Raw genomic sequence first — 2,657 nt, forward strand, 5'->3', positions numbered from 1 at the left:
GCCCCACCCCAAGATCTACAGACACGACAGAACACAACCACAGCCACCGACAGAGCTCACAACCGCCCTATCAGTAACTGTGATTGCAGTACTAGAACGGAAGCTGCCAGGGTCGGGGTGTTTCGCATCGTGGCCACGGCCGTCGCCACCTGGGCGGCAACGTGTAGTCACCAGTTGCCGCGGGGGCGTTCGGCACCGAGCTGGGCCTCGCGTCGGCACTCGCGGCAGTCCGGCGGGCCGTCCACGCGTCGGCCTTCTCACTCTGCCCAGTTGAAGCCGCACAGCGACATCGACGGGTCCTCGGTGGGATCGGTGGCGTGGGAGCCGTGGCCCGGCACGTTCCACGTGACCGTCGTGCCTCCCTCGTAGGGAGCGCCCTCCGGCCAGACGTACACGGCTTCGGTGGTGGTGCAGCGCATCCGGGGGTCAGGGCCCTCCCAGCCGGTGCCCTGCCGGGCCTGAGAGCCTGTCGGGTGGCTGATCATGCGTGATGCGTGATGGTCGTGATCTGCCCTCCGGGTATGGCGACGGCCCCAGAACGATCACGTGGTGTGTGCCAGTGCGACAACTCCGAGGCCGTCAGCGGCCCATGCTATCCGTCCAACTTGACCGATGAGATGTGGGAGATCATCAAGCCGCTCCTTCCCGCGCGTGACCTGCGAAAAGGCGGCGGGATGCGCAATTACGGAGACCGGTTGGTGCTCGACTCGGTGTTCTACGTGCTGCGGTCGGGCTGCCAGTGGCGGATGCTTCCGCGCTATCTGATGCCCTGGGACGCGGCCCACCGCTGGTTCACCAAGTGGCGCCGGGACGGCACCTGGGACCGCGTCCACGACGAGCTCCGCCGCCAGGTCCGGGTCGGGGCCGGACGCGATCCCGAGCCGTCGGCCGCCGCGATCGACGCCCAGTCGATCAAGACCAGCGAGGGCGGCGAGGCGCGTGGGTTCGATGCGGGCAACCGGACGACAGGGCGAAAGAGACACGTGATCGTGGACACGATGGGCCTGCTGCTGGTCGTCGCGGTCACCTCCGCGTCGGTGCAGGACCGGGCCGGAGGCCGCATCGTCCTGGCCCGTCTCGCGAAGGGATTCCGCACGGTCAGTCTGGTGTGGGCCGACGGCGGATACGCCAGCTCCGTTGATTCCAAGCTTCTTTCATGGGCTCGGGATGCGTTGAACATCGTTGTCGAGGTCGTGAAGCGGACCGACGACGTCAAGGGCTTCAAGGTCCTGCCCCGCCGCTGGGTGGTGGAGCGAAGTTTCGGCTGGCTGGTCCGAAATCGTCGGCTGGCCCGCGACTACGAGCGGCTGACCGCGACCTCCGAGGCCATGATCAAGGTGGCAGTGATCCGCTTGATGCTCGGTCCGGCTCGCCGGGCAGTCCTTGCGGTGGAGCCATGAATCCCACCGCAAGACCGCACGAGCGAACACCGTCGAGGACTACATCGCAGCGTAATCAACCGGCCACCCGACAGGCTCTCAGGATCAACGCCGACGAGGTCCCCGGCGGTCACCTGGTTGCGCTGTCACGCCCGGTCGACCTGGCCGACGGACTGATCGAGTATCTGCGCTGACGAGCGGCGGACCTTCCCCGTCCGACGACACCGCAGCGCCGTCATTTCCCACGACCAAGCACGGGTGACTCTGTTTATGAGTCCCGACAGCAGATGTACAGCACGCCGGCAGGCGTCCATCACGGTCGGATCCGATGTTCAAAGAACGGGCGGCACCGCCGTCGGTGGCGCCCGCGACCGGTCCGCACCCGCCACCGCGCATGGGGCGGCTCCGGCAGCGGCGACGTCCCCGGGCCCAGGCGAGGGATGCCGACGACCAGCTTGCTGACCTGCCCCTTCTGCTTCAGCTGATCCAGCAGCATCAGAGCGTTCATGGCGTCCGGCTCCGGCACGGTTGTCCGCCCACGCCAGATCGGGAACGCGGCGGCATCGTCCGCTCCCACTCAATGAGCAGCCAGGTCGCCGCTTCGAGACGGGCACCGGCCCTTCCCACGCTGCGACCCGCCCCCGAGAGCACCTGGCCGCCGCTGACGCAGGCGGCCACGCACACGAACCAGGGCCCGGCGCGACTGTCCGGAGGCGAAGCGGCGGCGGGGCCGTCGCCGGGGCGGGCCGTGGTCGGGGACCGTGAACGACGGCGCGGTCCCGGATGCCGTCCCGGAGCTTGGCGGCCGTCTTGGCGGCGGCGGCCTCGAACGCCCGGCGGGTCTGCTCCACCATGGCGACATCGGTTGCCTGCTCCGGGCCGCGGCTCGCCTTCCGGTCCGTACGGGACGGCCGCGGGCGGGGCCTCGGGGCGGCGGGCACGACGACGGTGTGCGGCCGGGTCCGGGAGCCCATGCGGGCGCGGGCCGGCGGACGCACCACGGCCTGGTCCTCCGTGTCGCGCGAGTACAGCGGTCGTCGGCGACGGTCTGCACGATCTGTTCGTCCGGGCCGGGCTGGTGGGGGGCGGCCCTGCAGGGCGTGGGCGAGGCGGCGACGGGCTTCGGCGAGCAGGTGCCGACGCTTGCACACGCCGCGTATCACGTACCGTTGCCTGATGCAGTACTAGTAGTGCTTGGTCAGGTTGCTATCGGTTCTGGTATGTCGCGGTGGCAGGTGGGGCAGGCGCCGGTCCAGACCGCGAGGAGTGACTGCAGTT

Annotated in this window: 2 protein-coding genes; one reads left to right on the forward strand and one right to left on the reverse strand. The window is 69.3% G+C overall.

All coding sequences use genetic code 11. From position 1 onward, the window contains the following. Positions 1-257 precede the first annotated feature (257 nt). A complete protein-coding gene (locus ACFYY6_RS38280) occupies positions 258-485 on the reverse strand; it encodes a hypothetical protein (protein WP_389197765.1) in 228 nt (75 codons plus the stop codon). Between the two features lie 120 nt (positions 486-605). Between ACFYY6_RS38280 and ACFYY6_RS38285 the strand changes: the two genes are divergently transcribed. Further along, on the forward strand, positions 606-1,400 hold the full coding sequence (locus tag ACFYY6_RS38285) for an IS5 family transposase (protein WP_389197767.1): 795 nt from the start codon (positions 606-608) through the stop codon (positions 1,398-1,400). Positions 1,401-2,657 lie beyond the last annotated feature (1,257 nt).

The sequence above is a fragment of the Streptomyces sp. NPDC001750 genome, assembly GCF_042892615.1.
Taxonomy (GTDB): domain Bacteria; phylum Actinomycetota; class Actinomycetes; order Streptomycetales; family Streptomycetaceae; genus Streptomyces.